Here is a 17,341-nt window from a genome sequence, read left to right as displayed (position 1 = left end):
GCCAATGGGTGAAGCGAAGGTTTATCAGTGAGGTGATGCCGCGTCAACGGCCGCCCAAACCCCGTGTGGTCTGCGGGAATACGCAGAGGACCCGCATCGTCGAGCCGATGCGGGTCCTCATTGGTCCAGTCCTCTGCCGCCTTACTGCTGAGGGGCCGGCGGCGCCTGCGGGGGCCCCTGCTGTCCCCATCCCGGGGGCGGCGGCGGGGAGTTCGGATCCGGCTGGGCGTGGTGCGGATCCGGCTGCCCGGGTGCGCCCGGCGCGCCCGGTGCGCCGGACGGCGGGGGTGCGGCGGGAGCCGCGGCGGACTGCTGCCGGCCCTGCGGCGGGTAACCCTGCTGGGGGACGCCGTATGCCTGCTGCTGCGGGTGCTGCGGGTGCGGCGGCTGCTGGTGGTGCGGCGGGGGCTGGGGGCCGCCGTGCTGGGGGTACGGGGGCTGGGGCTGCTGCGGGTGCTGGGGGTATGCCTGCGGCTGCTGGGGCGGGTACGGCTGGGCGCCGCCGCCCTGCCACGGCTGTCCGGGCATCTGCTGGCCCGGGACCTGCTGGCCCGGCATCGGCGGGGCGGCCTGCGGCGGCGGGTTGCCGTCGGCCGTCCACAGCCCCTGCTGCTGCTGGGCGCGGACGAAGTCCTCCGCGATCAGGGCCGAGAGGTTGAAGTACGCCTCACGGGTCTTGGGCCGCATCATGTCCAGGTCGACCTCGGCGCCGGCCGCCAGATGCTCGTCGAACGGCACCACGACCACCCCGCGGCAGCGGGTCTGGAAGTGCGCCACGATGTCGTCCACCTTGATCATCTTTCCGGTCTCGCGAACTCCGGAGATCACGGTGATCGAACGCTGCACCAGGTCCGCGTAACCGTGCGCGGACAGCCAGTCCAGCGTGGTCGAGGCGCTGCTCGCCCCGTCGACGGAGGGTGTCGAGATGATGATCAGCTGGTCGGCCAGGTCCAGCACCCCGCGCATCGCGCTGTAGAGCAGGCCCGTGCCGGAGTCCGTGAGGATGATCGGGTACTGCTTGCCGAGGACGTCGATCGCCCGGCGGTAGTCCTCGTCGTTGAACGTGGTGGACACGGCCGGGTCCACGTCGTTCGCGATGATCTCCAGCCCGGACGGCGCCTGCGAGGTGAACCGGCGGATGTCCATGTAGGAGTTGAGGTACGGGATCGCCTGCACCAGGTCGCGGATGGTCGCCCCGGTCTCCCGGCGGACCCGGCGGCCGAGGGTGCCGGCGTCCGGGTTGGCGTCGATGGCGAGGATCTTGTCCTGCCGCTCGGTGGCGAGTGTGGAGCCGAGGGCGGTGGTGGTCGTCGTCTTGCCGACACCGCCCTTGAGGGAGATGACCGCGATCCGGTAGCAGGAGAGCACCGGCGTGCGGATCAGGTCGAGCTTCCGCTGCCGCTCGGCCTCCTCCTTCTTGCCGCCCAGCTTGAAGCGGTTGGCCGCGGACGGGCCCCGGCTCGACTTGGGCTTGGGCTTGTTGTTGCGCAGCAGCCGGTCCGAGGACAGCTCCACGGCGGCCGTGTAGCCGAGGGGAGCACCGGGGACCGAGCGCTCACGCTGGTCGTGCGCGACGGGGCTGGGCCAGGCGGCCCCGGTACGCGGGTCGACGGCACCGGGGGCGGCGGCGTGGCCGCCCGGGGCGGGGTTGGCGGCGGGGCCGCCGGGACCGGGCTGCGGCGGGGTGCCGGGCGCGTGCGGGCCGGGCGCGTGTGCGCCCGGGGCCTGCGCGGGGAGCCCGCCCGGCGGGGCTGCCTGCTGCTGCGGGAAGCCGTAACCGCCGGGCTGCGGGGTGCCGGGCTGGGGGAAGCCGTAGCCGCCGTGGCCGCCGCCGGGGGCGGGTGGCAGGTCCGCGGGCGCCTGGGCGCCCGGGGGCTGCTGTCCGTGGGCGCCGGGCTGTCCGTGCGGGCCGGGCTGCGGGAAGCCGTAGCCACCGCCGCGGGGCGCGGGTGCGGGTGTGGCGGGGGTGGTGCCCTGCTGCGGGAAGCCGTAACCGCCGGGTCCCGCGGGAGCCGGGGGCGCGGCCGCGTTCTGCTGCGGGAATCCGTAGCCGCCCGGGGGCTGGGCCTGGGCCTGGGCCTGGTCCGGGGCCCACGGCGCTCCCGCGCCGGGGCCCGGGGCGGGCTGCTGCGGAACCGGCGGGCCCTGCGGGGGAGCGGACTGGTCGGCCGAGGGCGCGGTGCCGGGCCACTGCTGCGCGGCGGCCGGGGCCGCAGGCTGGTAGGCGGGCGGGAGCGGCGGCAGCCCGGGCTGCGGGGCGGCACCGGGCGCGGGCGCCCAGGGCTGCGGTGCGGCGGGCGGCGCGTCCTGCGGACCGGCGGCCGGAACACCGCCCTGCGCGGAGGGCGCGGAGGGCGTGGGGACGGCGGACGGCGGCGAGTCCTGCGGCTCGGCGGGAGGCGTCGCGTCGGACGCCGGGCTCGCGGCGGGCACGGAGTCCTGCGGCCCGTCGGCGTCGGAGCCGGGTTCCTCGTCGGGGGCGGCCGAGTCGTCGGCGGCCGGGGCCCTGTCCGGAGCGCTGTCAGCGCCGGCGGGGGGCGTGGAGTCCGGTACGTCGTGGCCCGGCCCCGCGCCGGTCGTGGGCGCGGTCTCGTCCTCGGCGCCCGCCGTACCCGTCGCCGCCTTGGCGCCCGCGTTCCCGGTCTCGTCCTCGGCGCCCGCGTTCCCGGTCGCCGCCTCGGCGCCGTCGTCGGCCCCGGCCTCGTCCGCCTCCTGCGGCGCGGGCCCGGCCGGCCGGCCGGTCTGCGCGTCCACGGCCTCGTCCGCGTCCGCCGCGCCGGCCGGGCGTTCCGCGTCGTCGGGTGCGGGCGGGGACGCGACGGCGTCGGGCGACGCTCCGTCGCCCGCGCGCTCGGCCATCTCACGCCGGAGCGCGGCCGGGGAGAAGCGCATGGTGGAGCCGCTCTCCAGGTCGCCGTTGTCGAACCCGTCGGACGAAGGCGTGGCGGCAGCGGACGGCGGAGCCGGGGGAGTCGGAGAAGCCGGGGGCGGCGCGGGGACGGGCGCGTACGGCCCCTGCTCCTGCGCGGCGGCGGACGGCGGCTGCTGCGGGAGACCCGGCGCGACGGGCCCCGGGTCCTGCGCCGCAGAAGCGGCGGGCGCGGCGGGCGTCGCGGGCGGCGTCGGCGGCGAGGCGGGCGGCTGGGGCGGCGTCGGGGACCAGTGGGGCTCGAAACCGCTGTCCGCCGGCAGCCCCGGCACCTGGACCGGTGCGCCCTGCGGCGGCGGAGGCGGGGTCGACTGGGACCCGGCGCCACCCGAGGCGTCCCCGGACGCGTTCTGCGTGTACCAGGCGGGCGGGGTGTAGTCGATGGTGAACTCGCCCGTCAGCTCCGCGGGCTCCGCGTCGGACTCGTCGACGGGAAGGTTCCACTCCCCGTGGATGTCGTCCCGATCGCTGTTCACTGTGCCTCCTGGTGTCGTCGAGCACCCTTGTGCCGTCATGGGTGGGAGCGACCGCTGACGTCCGATCGGCCCGGCTCTCCCCCTGGGCCGTGTCCGGCCCGGGGTACGCGGTGGGCATGCCCGAAGGCTCTTCTGCCGCGCCCTCACCCACCCTAATCGCCAACGACACCGCACCGGCAGGCCCGTCCGCCCCTCGTGACAAGTCCCGCACGTCACTTTCTGCCCGGGTGTGACACGGACGGTCCGGAGCGTGAGAACGGCCCGGTGCCTATCGGGGTGAACTCGGCATTCGGGACCCGCGGGTCCTGCCCCCGACACGTCACCGGGCCCCGGTGGGACTCGTCAGCTCAGGTCGAACTCGCCGTCCCGCGCACCGAGCACGAAGGCCCGCCACTCCGCCTCCGTGTACCGCAGCACCGTGTCCGGATCGAGCGAGGAGCGCATGGCGACCGCCCCGTTCGGCAGGTGGGCGATCTCGACGCGCTCCTCGTCCGGGCTGGTCCCGGGCGGGCCCTCCCATTCGACGCCGGAGATGTCCAAGGCGTACAGCTCGTCCTTTTCCTGTGCGCTGCCCATCGGGGTTCCTTTCGTCGAGGCCGGATGAACGGCCCAAAAGCCTCATGACGTCGCGTAGTTGATGCTCGCGCAGCGTCACCGACCGGCATCCTAGTGTGCCCGGCCGCCCACCCGGGCGGCCGCGTACGCGTCCCCGCCCGCGTCCGGTGCGCCGTCAGTCCATCCGCCGGGGCATGCCGAGCAGCCCGGACTCCGCGTCCGTCGCGCCCGTCATCACCCACTGGCGCTCCCGGCCCGCGCACCACAGGGTCACGCCGTCCGCCAGGGTCGGCAGGGCGTCGACCTCCTGCTGCGTCAGGCCGAGTATCCGCCCGGTCTGCTGGGCCTCCTGCGGGGACACCCGCTGCACCCCGACCAGCGTCGAGGAGCGCATCAGGCGGGGCGCCACCGGGCTCAGATAGGGGAGCAGCGTCAGCACCGACTGCCAGGGCGCCGAGACCACCCGCCCGCGCGGCGGCCGCATCCCGCAGTCCCGGACCACCACCACCGGGCTGCCCACGCTCGCGCCCGTCGGCGGGACCCGCCCCACGTCGTGCAGCGTGATGCACTCCAGGCCCGCGCCGGCCGCCTGCGCCAGCGTCGTCCAGGCGTGGGCGCGTCCGGTCTCCACCGACACCCGCGCACCCGTGCCCGCCGCGCGCAGTGCCAGCACCTGTGCCGTCCACAGACCGCCGATCAGCAGCACCTCGTAGGGAACGGACCGGTGGAAGCCCACCATCTGGGTCCGGCCCTCGGCGTCCTCGCCGATGACCACGCCGTCGTCGCCCACCGGCAGGGAGAGCGCGCCGAGATGGTCCGCCGGGATCGAGTGCCCCCGGTGCCGGGGGCCGACCAGGCCCCGCAGGGCGCCCCTCGGCCCGGTCGTCGTCGCGCCGCGGCCCGTCATCGCGTTCCTCCCAGAGGCATCGTCGCCAGTGCGCCCGGCAGTTGCTCGCGGTCCAGACGGAGCAGCCCGACCTTCGCGCCGCGCGCCGCCTGCTCCAGGGCCCGCCGCACACCGACAAGTTCGGTGTCCGAGCCGCCGGTGATACGGACGTGCCCGCTGATGTCCATCGCGCCCTGCCGCGCCCCGCGCCGGACCGCGAGGCTGATCGTCGTCGCATGCGCCGGGACGGCGGTCAGCAGGGCGACGAGCCGGGGCAACGGGGTCGCCTCACGGCCCAGTTCGGGCCACCGGCCGACCGCGTACGTGGTGTGCCAGCGGTCGTCGCAGCGCCAGACCCGGGAGGTCTCGGTGGTGCGCCGCTGCGGCGCGGTGTCCGGCCGCCCGGCGCGGGCGGCGGCGCGCGGCGAGGCGCAGGCGGCCGTGGCGACCGCCGAGTTGAGCTCGTCCTGGTCGAGGACGGCCGCCTGGAAGCCGGCGCCCGTGACCCGGCTGGCCACATGGTCCGCCACCCGGGCCAGGCAGCGCTGCGCACCACCGAGCCCGCCGCCGCGCGCCTCGACGGCCTCCCGGCACAGCTCCGGGTCCAGCTTCACGGCGATCCACGTCATCCGCAGCGCCGGGGCGCCCGTCTTCTCCTGGAGCGGGGCGTACGAGAGGCGGGCCACCGACTGCTGCGGCAGATGCGGCGCCGGAGCCGGGCGCACCTGCTGGACCAACTGCACCGAGTCCGCCTCGATGTCGTCGACCCGCAGGGCGTCGCCGAGCAGGGCGAGCGGCAGGGCCCGCGCCCCGGACGCCGGGCGCAGCGCCGCGCTGCTCGCCTCCACGCGCACCACGGCAGTGAGGAAGGAGCCGTCCCCCAGCATCCCGACGGTGCGGCGGTCCCGGTCGACGTAGGGGGAGGCGTGGAAGCCGGGGACGCTCTCGGTGACCGGCGCGAGCGAGGGGTCGCCGTCCGCGGGCGCGGGCCCGGTGTTGCGGGTGCGTGCGCGCAACGCGGCGGCCGAGGCCAGCCACTCCTGGATCGCCTGCCCCCGGCGGCGGACCACGGCCAGCAGCACCAGCAGCGCGGCCACGGCCCCGGCCGGCACCAGCCACATCCCGCCGAGCACGAAGCCGACCGCCACGAGGGCCAGCGCCGATTCCACCAGCACCAGTTGACGCACCTGGAACGGCCCGACCCGGCCGGCCCGCGACAGCGGCCGCAGGGTCGTCCGCGACGGGGGGACCGGTCGCGCGCCCGGGCTCGCGCCCTCCGGGCCCCGGCGGTCGTTGCTGCGTTGCCGTCGGGAACTCCCGGAGCCCTGAGCGATGGTGCGCCTGTTCCGCGTGCGCGTCGCCGTAGCCATCGCCGCGTTGCCCCCTCGTGTCCGTATTGACCGTGTTCTGCCGGGCGTTCACCGGGGCGACGAGCCTACCTGAGCAGGAATGTGCCGGTGCCGCCAGGCATAGTAGGGGCGGCACGGCCGCGGGCCGCCCGTGCGGCGTGTGGGAACCTGGTCGCCCGACGGGGGAGAGGGACTGCGAACAGATGGCATCACGACGGGACGAACTGAACGCCTACACCTTCGCGAAGCGAAGGCTCGTCGCCCAGTTCCTGCAGCCGAACTCCACCGGCTCCGAGGAGGCCGCCCCCCGGCCCCTGCGCGCGGTCGTCCCCGGCGCCATCGTCGGCGTGGTCGTCCTCGCGGTCTTCGCGGCCTGGGGCATGTTCAAGCCCGTCGCGCCGAAGGGCTGGGACAAGGCCGGCGAGAACGTCATCATCGCCAGCAAGTCCACGACCCGGTACGTCGTCCTGAGGACCGACGGCAAGGCGCAGCTCCACCCCGTCCTCAACATGTCCTCCGCCAAGCTCCTCCTCAACGACGGCACCGGCAAGGTCATCAACGTCGACGAGTCCGTCCTCGACAACGGGAAGATCCCGCACGGCCCGACCCTCGGCATCCCCTACGCCCCGGACCGGCTGCCCGACGCCAAGGACGCCGGCGAGGCGAAGCGCTGGGCCGTGTGCGAGCGGCCCGGCGAGGGCGGCCGGACGATCCAGAAGGCCGCGTTCGTCCTCGCCGAGCGGGAGGAGAAGCTGACGGAGGGCCCGAACCGGCTCACCGGCGGTGAACTCCTCTATGTGGAGGGGCCCGACGGCAAGCGCCATGTGGTGGACGCGCGCGGACGCGCGTACCCGGTGGCGGACGACCCGCTCCTCCTCCAGCTCGTCGTCGGCCAGAACCGGGCGCCGCAGCGGGTGTCCGCCGCCTGGCTGGCCACCCTCCACCGGGGCGACCCGGTCGCCATCCCCACCGTCCCCGGCACCCCCGGCGCACCGGCCGGCATCGCGGGCCTGCCCGAGGAGGCGGACAGGGTCGGCATGGTGCTCCTCGCCACCGACGGCAACCGCAAGCGCCAGTTCGTCGTCCTGGAGGACCGGGTGGCGCCCGTCTCCGACTTCACGGCGAAGCTGCTGCTCGACAGCAAGCAGCTCTCCGACCTCGGCCAGGGCGGCCAGGCGACGCCGGTGAGCGCCGGCGACTTCCGCCCGGGCACCCCGTTCAACGGCGACGTGACCTGGCCGACGGAGAGCCCCGAGGCGGTCAACGACGCCGGCACCGCGTCCGGCAGCCGCAACACCGTCTGCAACGTCCTGCGCTCGGTGGACCGCGACAACGGCGCGACCACCCTCAGCACCTGGTCCGGCAAGGGCTTCCCGGCCACCCTGCCGACGGGCTCCACCAGCGCGTACGTCACCCCGGGCTCCGGGCTGCTCTTCCGTCAGATCAAGGGTTCGGCCACGAAGACCGGCTTCCTCTTCCTCGCCACGGACACCGGGCTGCGGTACGCGATGCAGTCCAACGGCGACAGCGCCACCGAGGACTCCGGCATCGGCTCCGACTCGGGGGCGTCCGGCGGGAAGAAGGAGCAGGTCGCCACCGAGGCCCTGCAGGCGCAGAAGAAGCTGGGCTACGAGAACGTCGCCCCGCTCCCGATCCCGGCCGAGTGGTCGGCCTTCCTGCCCACGGGCCCCCGGCTCTCGGCGGGCGCCGCGAACCAGCCGCAGGGTTCCTGAGGACGGCCGCCGATGACCTCCCTTCTCCTTGAGCGTGCCGGCACGGCACGCCCGGCGGCGCTCGCGGCGGCCGCCGCCCTCACCCTCGCCGGACTCCCGCTGCTGTCCGCCACGGACGCCGCGGCCGACAGCGCCCAGTGCCGCTTCGACGGCAAGGTCTACACCGGCCGCCCGTGGGCACTCCAGCGGGTGCTGCTGGACGAGGTGTGGAAGCAGTCCACGGGCAAGAACGTGCGCGTCGCGGTCATCGACACCGGCGTCGACGTCCGCCACCCCCAGCTCAGGAAGGCCGTGGACACCAGGAGCGGCGTCAACCTCATCCCGAAGAACGCCAAGGACTCCCAGGGCAACAAACTGGAGCGCGGCAAGGCCAACGGCACCACGGACACCGTCGGCCACGGCACCAAGGTCGCCGGAATCATCGCCGCCCGCCCGGTCGAGGGCACCGGCTTCACGGGCCTCGCGCCCGACGCGACGATCATCCCCATCCAGCAGAACGACGCGTTCGGCAACGGCACCGCCAAGACCCTCGCCGCGGCCATCCGGCACGCCATGGCCGAGGACGCCGACGTGATCAACATCTCCCAGGACACGGCGGCCGCGGCCGAACCGGACCCCGCCCTCAAGGCCGTCGTGGACGAGGCACTGGCCCAGGACATCGTGATCGTCGCCTCGGCCGGCAACGACGGACTCGGCGGCAACGTCAAGAAGACCTACCCGGCGTCCTACGAGGGCGTGCTCGCCGTGGCCGCCTCGGACCGCAACAACGAGCGCGCGCTGTTCTCCCAGTCCGGCGACTTCGTGGGCGTCGCGGCGCCGGGCGTCGACATCGTGACGACCGTCCCGGGCGGCGGCCACTGCGCCGACAACGGCACCAGCTTCTCCGCCCCCTACGTCGCGGGAGTCGCCGCTCTGATCAAGAGCAAACACCCCGACTGGGAACAGGAGGAGATCGTCGCCCAGATCCAGCAGACCGCGGAACGCTCGGTCGCGGGCCACGACCGCCTGGTCGGCTGGGGCGTCGTGGACCCGGTGCGCGCCCTGACGGAGGACGACGAACCCCTCAGGAAGCCCGTCGCCCGCGAGGGCGTCACCCGCGCCGAGGCCCCGACGGTGAAGGCGGCCCACCTCGGTGAGACCCCCCAGGAACGCAGGGCGCGCCTGGCGACCTACGTGGTGGTGGGCGGCGGCATCCTCGTCGCCGCCGCCACCGGAACCGCCATCGCCCTGCGTGACTCCCGCCGGCGGCGGGGCGCGGGGGGCGGGAACCGCACGGCCGGTGAGGGCGTGTGAACAGAAGTCGCGTGACGGACAAGACACTTGGGACTGTCGTACCCGGTGGTTAAGGTGGTGGGCAGTGCGCTCGGACGGACGATGATTGCGAACGCACACCGGTCGGGCGGTACGGAGCAGTACAGGCAGTACAGGTAGTACCAACGGGGAGGAATGGCTCGTGCGTGAGCTGTGGACGGACGGGGGCGGCCGTGGCTGACCTGTCCAAGGGCGTCGACGCTCTGACGACGTTCCGCAATCGTGTCAACGACGTGCTGGCGAAACTCGAGAGCAGCGCGGGCGGCAAGGCCAAGGTGGCGGCCGAGCGCGTGTCCCGCGGCTCGTTCGGCACGGGCATCCCGTTCACCGAGGCGGACGGCTTCTACGCGGAGTACGCCCGGGTGCACCAGGCGCTCGTCGGGCTGTCCAAGTCCCTGAGCGCCCAGATCGAACTCCTCACCATCGGCGTGCACGCGGCGAACGTGGGCTACAACAACGTCGACGAGGAGAAGCGCAGGCGCTTCCACGAGATCCAGGCGAGCCTCGATCTCGAGCGGGACGAGGCAATCGCGCGCCAGAAGGCGCAGGGCGAACTGGAGCAGCCGGCGGCGCCTCGTGACCAGGACAAGGGTGTTACGAAGGACATGGGGTGACGCGCGATGAGTGACGAGAAGGGCCAGGCTGCCGACCCGAAGCCCGAGCTGACTCCCCAGGAGAAGGAGCAACTCGCAGACGCCGCCGACATCAAGGGCCGCTTCGCGGCCACGGACATGATCGAGCGCCTGCCGGACTTCCTGAACTTCTTCGGCACCCCCGCTCCCGGCGTCAGCTTCTTCGGTTCCACCAGCTTCGAGAACCGCAAGCTCAACGAGATGCTCGACCTCCTCGACAGCGCCAACCCCGCGGACCTGACCGGTGCCGGCAACGGCCTCAAGGCGGCCAACACGGCCATCAACGAGGCGGCCAAGGACCTTCAGGACTTCATCAGCAGGACCTCCTGGGAGGGGAAGGGCGCGGAGGAGTTCCGCCGCTACGGCGAGGACGTCGTCAAGTACGCGTGGGGCATCGCCAAGGTGGCCAACGCCGTCGGCACCCAGATGAACGAGGCCAGCGAAGGTCTCATCTCCGTCCGCAACTCCAAGCCGCCGCGTGACGACCGCCTCGTCCAGAAGGACGTCAAGGCGTTCACCGTCATCGAGCAGACGGACGACAACCCCGAGTACCAGAAGGCCCTCCAGGTCGAGAGGAACCGCCAGGAGGCCATCAACCAGATGAACCGCCTGGCGTCCTTCTACGCGGTCTCGCAGACCACGCTGCAGGCGCAGGAGATCCCGGTGCCGCCGCGGGCGTATGGGGCGGCGGTGCCGAAGCCACGCCCGATCGAATTCGGTTCGGGCGGCGACGCCGCCCGCTCGGCTGGCACGTTCGATGCGGCTCGAGCTAGCGCTGTGGGTCCCGCAGAGCCAGCTCTTGATGGTCGTACGACTCCCGATGCCGATAACGGTCTGAGGCCCGTCTCACCTGCTGTTCCACAGAGCACTCAGATGCAAATCGACAGCGTGCAGGCTCCCCCCGCGCCGACGGCTGCAACGCAGACACCCACCGGCAGTGGGCCCGCCCCCACCGGAGGACAGCCCTCTCCGCTGCCGAACGTCCTTGGTGGCCCGCCTCCTCTGGCAAGGTCCGTCGGCACGTCCGGCGTCCCAAGGACCGGTGGCCCCGGCAGGTCCGGCCCCCTGGGGCGTGCCGGTGGGCCGGGCGCGTCCCAGCAGCCCCTGGGGCGCGCGACCGGCCCGCTCGGCCAGCAGCCGACTGCGGCAGGCCGGGCCCCGATCGGTACGTCCGGCCAGCAGCCGCCTGTCGGCCGTGCAAACGGCGTGGGTACGCCTGCCGCCGGACAGCCCGGACGCCCGGGCGTCGTCGGCGGCACCGGTCAGGGCCCGATGGCGGGACGTGCGATGTCCACCGGGCAGCCGATGGCCGGTGGCCGGCCGGCCACGGGTGCTGCCCGCGGTACCGGCCGCGCGGACGGCATCGTGGGAGGAACCGCCCAGCAGCGCACCACGGGTGCCACGAACTCCGGGATCCCGCGAGGCACGGTCATCGGGGGAGCGGAGTCGAGGACCGGCGGTCAGGGCACGGCCCGCCCCGGTCAGTCCGGCGTTGTCGGCGGTCCGCAGAGCCAGCAGGCCCGTCCGACCGGACGCACCACGCAGAGCAGGAACGGTGTCGTTGGTGCCCCCTCGGCAGGACCTTCTCCCGCCCAGCGCGGCCAGGTTGCGGGTGCGGGGACCCCGATCGTCGGAGGGAAGGCGCGGAAGTCCGGGCGTCCCGAGGACCGTGAGGGAACCACGCGTCCGGACTACGTGACGGAAGACGAAGAGACCTGGGCGAGTCGCCGGCGCGACCCCGTGCCGCCGGTGATCGACTGACCCCCCATTCGGAAGGCTCGGAAAGTCAGGATGAAGGCAAAGGCGTTCGCGTTCCTCGGCCTGCGGCGTGGTGTTCTCGCGACCGTCACTGCGGCAACCATCTCGTTCGGCACCATCGGGTTCGCCCCGTCGGCGGCAGCCATCGACGTGCGGTCGAAGCAGTGGTACCTGGATGCCATGCACGTCGACAAGATCTGGAAGAAGACCAAGGGCGAGGGCATGACCGTCGCCGTGATCGACTCCGGGGTCAATCGCAACACGGCGTCGCTGAAGGGTCAGGTCCTCAAGGGCAAGGACCTGACCGGGTCCGACGGCGATGAGTTCAATGACTTCAACGGCCACGGGACCACCATGGCCGAACTCATCGCTGGTACGGGAGCGGGAGGCGGCCTGCAAGGGCTGGCTCCGGAGGCAAAGATCATTCCCTATCGTGTGAGCGAGCATCTCAAGCCGAGCGAGGAGAGGAACCCAAACGCGTTCGACTTCGAGCACGCGCTTGAAGCCGCCGCCAACAGTGACGCTCAGATCATCAGCATCTCGTCCGGTAATGAGTACTACAGCAGTGCTGAGCGACGGCTCATCCGAGATGCCCACGAGAAGGGGAAACTGGTCTTCGCCTCCGCGGGCAATGACGGCGATGGAAAAAACAAGCGCCACTATCCTGCGGCGTATCCCGAGGCAGTCGCTGTCGCGGCCACCAACCCCGATGGAAAGGTCGAGGAGTACTCCCAGCACGGCGACTACATCGACCTCGCCGCCCCCTCGGGCGACTTGCCACGCTGGTGCGACAACACTTTCAAGCGCTACTGCATGGGTGAGGGCGGCACCAGTTCCTCCGCCGCCATCGCCTCCGCCTCCGCCGCCCTGATCTGGTCCGCCAACCCCGACTGGACCGCCAACCAGGTGCTGCGCGTCATGCTGGAGTCCGCAGGGCGCAGCGAGGACGCGAAGCCCGGTTCGGTGAGCAACTACGTCGGTCACGGTGTCGTCCGCCCCGGCGCCCACATCAACCGCGGCATCGGCAAGCCCGGCGACCCGAACATCAACCCCCTCACCAACCTCCCCACCAACGAAACCGACGCGCCCGACTCCGACAACTCCCCTGCCGCCGAAGGCGCCGAAGGGGCAGGCTCCTCCGGCGACAAGTCGTCCACGCCACCCGACGGCAAGGACACCCCGCCCAAGGACGGCTCCGCGCCGGACGCGGCGGCATCGGCGTCCGATGCGGGATCCTCGTCGAGCAACGGCGCGCTCTGGGGGATCGGAGCCGTCGGCGTGCTCGCCGTGGTCGCGGGCGCCGGCTACGCCGTCGCACGCAAGCGCCGCAGCGCCTGAGATCCGAGACGGTCGTGCCGCTGCCGCAGCACGACCACACAGCCAGTCACACCAGGCAGTTCAGTAGTCCAGAGTCCAGAAGGGAACACGACTGTGTCACAGGGCCAGAAGCTCTCCGATGAGCAACTCATCAAGCTCGAGCGGGAGATCTTCAGCAAGTTCACCTCGCTCAAGGGCCAGCTCCAGCAGATCCAGGGCACGATCGACAGCCTTGAGGGTCAGTGGAAGGGCATCGGCGCCGGCGCCTTCGACGAGAAGCAGCGCGAGATCAACACCTCCATGGTGCGGATCGGCAACATCCTCGCCAAGTACCTCGAAGCCATGAGCGCCTCGCGCAAGATCAAGGGCGGCACGGAAGACGACATCCGCGCCGCGGTGCAGAGCATCAACGTGAACCTCGGGGCCAGCACGCCGGCCCCGTCCAACCTCAGCAACCTCTAGCAGGACGCCCGACGCGGCTCCCGGGCGCCCCGGGCCGAGGCCGCGTTCGACGAGAGACGAGATGAGCGAATCATGGCAATGAACTCTTACGACGAGCTGGTCGTCAGGTACGGCGCCCTCGACGCGACCGCGACCATTCTCGGCAACCAGGCGAAGAAGCTGGAGCAGGACCTCCAGGACATCAAGACCGCGGTCGCGACCGTGGCCGCCGGCTGGGAGGGTGAGGCGCACACCTTCTACACGGAGCAGCAGGCCATCTGGGACAAGGAAGCGCAGGACATCCACCAGGCCCTGACGCAGATCACGGCCATCGTCGCCCGCGCCGGCGGTGACTACATGGGCGGCGACAAGAAGGCCGCCAGCTACTTCGCCTGAGCCGCAGAGCGACTGGCAGTAGCAGCACGACGATCCGGGGTGGGCACGCGCGAGGGGTGCCCACCCCGCGCTACGCTCCGCCGCCGAGCCGCGGCGACGCCGACGGCAGCCGTGACGGCACGTCGCACCCCGCCGCCCGGTGCGCGTACCGCGCGGCGCCCACGGCCAGGTCGGCCAGCCCCTGCCGTACCCGCTCCGCCGCCGAGGCGTCCTGCTGCTTGAGGTCGACCACGACGCTCAGGCTGTAGCTGCCCCCGATCACGCTGCCGGGCGCGGAGCAGGGCACCAGCACCGCGGCCCTGCCGCCCGCCAACACGCCCATGGAGCCCGCCTCGAAGGAGTCGGCCCGCTCGGCGGCGGAGTAGTCTCCGAGGGCTTCGGCCGCCCAGTCCCGGTCCGGATCGGCGACCATCATCTGGGTCCGGGCACTGAGCAGCACACTCCCGCCTCCCCGGACCAGGCAGTCGGCGGTGAAGCTCGAACCTCCCTGCGTCACCGTCCGGCCGTCGATCCGGTCCTCGAAGGAGTACTCCGGCTCGTCCGGCAGGACCTCCGCCAGCTCCGAGGCCGCTGCCTCGCCGTCCCCCAGCGTTTCGCACACGCTCTCGGCGCTGATGTCTCCACGCCTCTCGAAGGGCGGGAACCCACCGACGTAGGCGACGGCCGAGGCCGCGCCGACGACGGCGATCACCGCGATGAGGAGGACCAGCTTCCTGGACAAGCCGTTCACCGGTCTAGCCCTCCTTGTCCAGTGCCTTGGGGACTCCCTGACCGTCGCAGAAGTCCGCGACATTGGTCTTGGCGTTGTTGAACCCCTGTTCGGCGGCGGTCGCGGCCGAGGACACGATGTGCGGGGACGGGTTCTTCGCGGCCTCTCCGGCCTTCTGGGCCGCCGACTCGATCAGTGTGTACGTGGACTCGCGGGTGTCGTTGATCTCCTTGCCGTTCCGGTAGATCACCTCGCCCGAACTGTCCTTCACCAGCCCCTCGGAGATGGACCCGAGGATCTCACTGGCGGCGGTACCGGCGAGGCCGCCGGCCACGATGCCGCCCGGGCCCGCGACCGGCGCCGTGGCCAGGCCGATACCGATGCCCACACCACTGCTCACCCAGGTGCTCGCGTTCGTGAGGGAGTCGTTGAACTCCGCGTCCTTCGCGCCGCCTTCGACCTCGTTCGCGTACGCGCGCCCGGTGCCGATGGTGCCCTCGATCTCGCCCGCGACCCTGGCGATGTCCTCGATCGACTTCTTGAGGTTGTCCGCCTCGGAGTAGTGGGGATCCGCCAGGTACGCCCCGGGGTTGGCGAAGTGGTACTCCATCACCGAGGTGGTGTAGCCGTGCTGCCCGGCGTTGACGGCGGCGTAGCCGTCGGGGTTCTGGCCCACGGTGTAGAGGAAACGCGTGATGTCCTGCTCGCTCAGCGAGGCCGAGGCTCCCGCCTGTGGGAAGAGCGCCGCCTCGTTCTCCTTCCCCGGGTGCAGCCCCCGGTGGACGTCCGGCATGTACTCGGCGGCGATCTGGCCCATGCTGTCCGACATGTGCGCGTGGTCGGTCAGGCGCTTCGGGTCCTCCGACACGGCGCCGAAGATGCTCTCGACCAGTTTCGCCTGGTCCTCGTTGTGGGCGGGCGTGTCGATCGTCGGCATCTCGCCCGCCCGGTGCCCGGTCGTCGCCGCCTCGAGCGCCATGGCGAGGTTGTTGCGCCCGGTGATGCTCTCGTCGCCTTTGCTGTCCCTGTCCTGGGGCCAGTCCCGCTCCGTGAAGAGGTAGTCGAAGTTGGACAGCTCGCGCTTCTCGTTCTTGCCGTTGCCGTCGGCGTCCTCTTCGAACTCGTGGTCCTCGTCCTTGGTCACGAAGTCCCCGTTGAAGAACTCGGTCGCCGCGTCCGGGCTGTTGGCCAGTGCCCGGAGGAATCCCGTCATCGGGTCGGATCCCGAATCCGTGCCCGTCCGGTTGAGCAGAGGGTCCATCCCCAGGTGCTGCCAGACCATGGGAGCGTGACGACCGTTGTCGGTCATCTTCTTCTCGGTCTCGATCAACTTGCTCCCGTAACTGTTCAGGAAGCCGTCGTCGTAGCCGCCCCAGCGCATCAGGTTGCTCATGACCTGGAAGCCCATGGTGGTGCTGTTCCTGGAGATCGGCTGGTCGCCGAGGGCGACCATGTCCGACTTCCACCGCCACATCTCCGGCGAGTCAGCCTGGGTCGCCGTGGCGAGGGTCAGGCTCAGATGCTTCTGGAGGTCGTCGTACTGGTCGACGCGCTCGCTGCCGACCTTGTACGCCGCGTGGGGGTCGTTGAGGCCCGCCCAGAAGCTCAGCACCCCCTCCGGCCCCAGGGTGGTGGCGAAGTGCTCGGCGAAGATCTGGTCGCCCGAGTGCTTGTCCAGGCCCGCGTCGAGCGCGTCGAAGTCCGCCGGTGTCATGTCCTGCGGCTTCTTCTTCGCCAGGTCCGCGAGCCGCTCCGCCTCCTTGACGGCGTCGGCCGCCTGGTCGCGGTCGCGGTACTTGGCGTCCGAGAAGCCGTAGTCAGCGAGGTCGACCAGCGCCTTGAGGGAGATGGACGCGGTCGTGTCGATCTCGGTCGCCCTGTCGAGGATCCCCTGGAGTTCGTCCCGCAGGGCGTCGACGTCCTTCTGCCCGCCGGGCGCCTTGTCGTCCGGGTTCTCCCGCACGGTGAAGCCCCCGCCGTTCGCGGTCACCGAGAGCTTTCTTGCCCGGCCGCGCTCGATGGCCTCCTTGAGGAGCCGCTGCTGCGTCTTCAGCTCGTCGCGGGTGTCCCGCATGATGTTCCGGACGGAGGTCGCCTGGGTGACGGCGTCGCCGAACTCCCCGGTCGTCCTGCCGATGAACTCACGGGAGACGGTGGCGTTGTAGCCGGACCAGTCGGAGGAGTTGGCCTGGCCGCGCAGACCGTCCTCGGCGTCCTTCCGCAACGTCTCCAACTTGGTGATCATGCTGGTCCAGTCCCCGACGGTGTCGTCGAGGAGCGTGAAGTTGGCCGAGTGCAGGGCGTCGAAATCCATCAGGAGTCAGTCCTTGTCCTTCGCGTCCTTCGTTCCGTAGATCCCGTTCTTCTCACCCGGCTTCGCCCAGTTCTCGTCGAACCCGGCGTCCAGGGTGTGGATGCTGCTCACGTGCCGCTGGATGTGGACCTCGTCGCCGGCGTGCGCGTTCTTGGTGAAGTCCATGTGGTTGGAGATCAGAGCGCACGCGTCCATGACCGAGCCGAGCTGCTTGTCCCAGCGCGTCGAGACGTGCCTCAGGGCCTTGCCGAGGGCGAACCCCTGGCCGTCCAGGTCGGTGGCCGCGGCATCGGTGCTGGTGACCCGGGCTTCCTTCCAGAGGCGGTTGTAGAGCTTGAAGGCGTTGTCACCGATCTTCGCCAGGTCCCGCTGCCGGACGTTCAGTTCGCCGTTGGGGCCACCGGCATTGGGCGCGTCGTCGGGCAGCACCGGCCCGTTGAGCCGCATCCGCGTCGAGTCGTTCCCGCCCGCCGACGCCTTGAGCTGTTCCCACTCGTCCCATGCCATCTGCCCCACCCTTCCCGACCGTCACGCG

General features: G+C 72.0%; 14 protein-coding genes. 7 read left to right on the top strand and 7 right to left on the bottom strand.

The genetic code is table 11. From position 1 onward, the window contains the following. Nucleotides 1-141: 141 nt before the first annotated feature. The 4 genes from C593_RS0124365 to eccE all read right to left on the bottom strand — a co-directional run bounded on the left by C593_RS0124365 (nt 142) and on the right by eccE (nt 6,216). Nucleotides 142-3,405, bottom strand: a complete 3,264-nt coding sequence (locus C593_RS0124365) for an SCO5717 family growth-regulating ATPase (RefSeq protein ID WP_018849947.1) — start codon at nt 3,403-3,405, stop codon at nt 142-144. Nucleotides 3,406-3,747: 342 nt separating this feature from the next. Next, nucleotides 3,748-3,981: a DUF397 domain-containing protein gene (locus tag C593_RS0124360; protein WP_018849946.1), complete on the bottom strand. Its 234-nt coding sequence runs from the start codon at nt 3,979-3,981 to the stop codon at nt 3,748-3,750. A 154-nt stretch (nt 3,982-4,135) separates the two neighbouring features. After that, nucleotides 4,136-4,867 (bottom strand): hypothetical protein, encoded by a 732-nt coding sequence (locus tag C593_RS0124355; RefSeq protein WP_018849945.1) that lies wholly within the window; start codon nt 4,865-4,867, stop codon nt 4,136-4,138. Continuing rightward, nucleotides 4,864-6,216, bottom strand: coding sequence for a type VII secretion protein EccE (gene eccE / locus C593_RS0124350; RefSeq protein ID WP_199790082.1), 1,353 nt, complete (start codon nt 6,214-6,216; stop codon nt 4,864-4,866). The genes C593_RS0124355 and eccE overlap by 4 nt, the downstream gene beginning before the upstream one ends. Before the next feature lie 182 nt (nt 6,217-6,398). Here eccE and eccB point away from each other — a divergent pair, with 182 nt between their 5' ends. The 7 genes from eccB (at nt 6,399) to C593_RS0124315 (ending at nt 13,783) form a co-directional block, all read left to right on the top strand. Further along, nucleotides 6,399-7,928: a type VII secretion protein EccB gene (eccB, locus tag C593_RS0124345; protein WP_018849943.1), complete on the top strand. Its 1,530-nt coding sequence runs from the start codon at nt 6,399-6,401 to the stop codon at nt 7,926-7,928. A 12-nt stretch (nt 7,929-7,940) separates the two neighbouring features. Further along, a complete protein-coding gene (gene mycP, locus C593_RS0124340) occupies nt 7,941-9,221 on the top strand; it encodes a type VII secretion-associated serine protease mycosin (RefSeq protein ID WP_018849942.1) in 1,281 nt (426 codons plus the stop codon). Between the two features lie 164 nt (nt 9,222-9,385). After that, on the top strand, nt 9,386-9,853 hold the full coding sequence (locus tag C593_RS0124335) for a hypothetical protein (protein ID WP_026278033.1): 468 nt from the start codon (nt 9,386-9,388) through the stop codon (nt 9,851-9,853). A 6-nt stretch (nt 9,854-9,859) separates the two neighbouring features. Further along, on the top strand, nt 9,860-11,632 hold the full coding sequence (locus tag C593_RS0124330; protein WP_018849940.1) for a hypothetical protein: 1,773 nt from the start codon (nt 9,860-9,862) through the stop codon (nt 11,630-11,632). A gap of 30 nt (nt 11,633-11,662) precedes the next feature. Beyond that, nucleotides 11,663-12,967, top strand: coding sequence for a S8 family serine peptidase (locus C593_RS0124325; RefSeq protein WP_018849939.1), 1,305 nt, complete (start codon nt 11,663-11,665; stop codon nt 12,965-12,967). A 93-nt stretch (nt 12,968-13,060) separates the two neighbouring features. Continuing rightward, nucleotides 13,061-13,408, top strand: a complete 348-nt coding sequence (locus C593_RS0124320; protein ID WP_018849938.1) for a WXG100 family type VII secretion target — start codon at nt 13,061-13,063, stop codon at nt 13,406-13,408. A gap of 72 nt (nt 13,409-13,480) precedes the next feature. Further along, on the top strand, nt 13,481-13,783 hold the full coding sequence (locus tag C593_RS0124315) for a WXG100 family type VII secretion target (protein ID WP_026278032.1): 303 nt from the start codon (nt 13,481-13,483) through the stop codon (nt 13,781-13,783). 70 nt (nt 13,784-13,853) lie between these two features. Here the strand turns inward: C593_RS0124315 and C593_RS0124310 are convergent, their stop codons facing one another. Genes C593_RS0124310 through C593_RS0124300 form a run of 3 tightly spaced genes read right to left on the bottom strand, consistent with a single transcriptional unit; the run spans nt 13,854 to nt 17,313 of the window. After that, entirely contained in the window at nt 13,854-14,513 is a 660-nt protein-coding gene (locus C593_RS0124310; protein ID WP_018849936.1) for a hypothetical protein, read from the bottom strand. Nucleotides 14,514-14,517: 4 nt separating this feature from the next. Continuing rightward, nucleotides 14,518-16,806, bottom strand: a complete 2,289-nt coding sequence (locus C593_RS0124305) for a DUF6571 family protein (RefSeq protein WP_018849935.1) — start codon at nt 16,804-16,806, stop codon at nt 14,518-14,520. Between the two features lie 6 nt (nt 16,807-16,812). Continuing rightward, nucleotides 16,813-17,313, bottom strand: a complete 501-nt coding sequence (locus C593_RS0124300; protein WP_018849934.1) for a hypothetical protein — start codon at nt 17,311-17,313, stop codon at nt 16,813-16,815. Nucleotides 17,314-17,341 lie beyond the last annotated feature (28 nt).

The organism is Streptomyces sp. CNT372 (assembly GCF_000377145.1).
The sequence above is the reverse complement of the archived record's forward strand: the minus strand, read 5'-3'. Positions and strand labels throughout refer to the sequence as shown.

Excerpts from the sequence above, each read along its gene's own strand:
- C593_RS0124360 (WP_018849946.1), bottom strand. The coding sequence starts at position 3,981 with ATGGGCAGCGCACAGGAAAAGGACGAGCTGTACGCCTTGGACATCTCC.
- C593_RS0124355 (WP_018849945.1), bottom strand. The coding sequence starts at position 4,867 with ATGACGGGCCGCGGCGCGACGACGACCGGGCCGAGGGGCGCCCTGCGG.
- eccE (WP_199790082.1), bottom strand. The coding sequence starts at position 6,216 with ATGGCTACGGCGACGCGCACGCGGAACAGGCGCACCATCGCTCAGGGC.
- eccB (WP_018849943.1), top strand. The coding sequence starts at position 6,399 with ATGGCATCACGACGGGACGAACTGAACGCCTACACCTTCGCGAAGCGA.
- mycP (WP_018849942.1), top strand. The coding sequence starts at position 7,941 with ATGACCTCCCTTCTCCTTGAGCGTGCCGGCACGGCACGCCCGGCGGCG.
- C593_RS0124330 (WP_018849940.1), top strand. The coding sequence starts at position 9,860 with ATGAGTGACGAGAAGGGCCAGGCTGCCGACCCGAAGCCCGAGCTGACT.
- C593_RS0124325 (WP_018849939.1), top strand. The coding sequence starts at position 11,663 with ATGAAGGCAAAGGCGTTCGCGTTCCTCGGCCTGCGGCGTGGTGTTCTC.
- C593_RS0124315 (WP_026278032.1), top strand. The coding sequence starts at position 13,481 with ATGGCAATGAACTCTTACGACGAGCTGGTCGTCAGGTACGGCGCCCTC.
- C593_RS0124305 (WP_018849935.1), bottom strand. The coding sequence starts at position 16,806 with ATGGATTTCGACGCCCTGCACTCGGCCAACTTCACGCTCCTCGACGAC.
- C593_RS0124300 (WP_018849934.1), bottom strand. The coding sequence starts at position 17,313 with ATGGCATGGGACGAGTGGGAACAGCTCAAGGCGTCGGCGGGCGGGAAC.